Annotated in this window: 1 pseudogene; it reads left to right on the plus strand. The window is 73.1% G+C overall.

Annotation, left to right across the window (positions count from 1 at the left end):
* Positions 1 to 126 precede the first annotated feature (126 nt).
* Positions 127 to 629: pseudogene (locus G3I71_RS45545) on the plus strand (RNA degradosome polyphosphate kinase); the annotation flags it as partial.

Below are 629 nucleotides of genomic sequence, written 5' to 3' on the forward strand. Positions count from 1 at the left end.
CCGGCAGCCCGCCGCGCGGCGTCCCCGCGGTCACCGAGGAGGCCGCCGCGCAGCGCGACGGGCGGGCGACGACGAGGTGAACGGCGAGCAGACGCCGAGTTCACCGGACGGTGCCACGATGAGCACATGACCGACGCCCCCGCGATGGACCCCGCGCTGGCAGAGCGCATCGCCGAGCACGTGGAGACCCCCGACGAGGCGCCGCAGCCCGTCGACGAGGCCCTGCCGGACGACCGGTTCCTCGACCGCGAGCTGTCGTGGCTCGCGTTCAACCAGCGCGTGCTCGAGCTCGCGGAGGACGCGGACCTGCCGCTGCTGGAGCGCGTGCGGTTCCTGGCGATCTTCGCGTCGAACCTCGACGAGTTCTTCATGGTGCGCGTCGCCGGCCTCAAGCGGCGCATCGCGACGGGCATCGCGGTCACGGCGGCGTCGGGGCTGTCGCCGCGGCAGGTGCTCGAGGCGATCAGCGAGCGCGCGCACGAGCTCATGGAGCGTCACGCGCGGGTCTTCGCGCAGGACGTGCAGCCGGCGCTCGCGGCCGAGGGCATCACGATCGTGCGCTGGGACGACCTGGGCGACGGCGAGCAGGACCGTCTGCACAAGTTCTTCCGCCACCAGATCTTCCCGGT

Origin of the sequence: Streptomyces sp. SID12501 (genome assembly GCF_010550245.1) — a bacterium.
Taxonomy (GTDB): domain Bacteria; phylum Actinomycetota; class Actinomycetes; order Streptomycetales; family Streptomycetaceae; genus Streptomyces.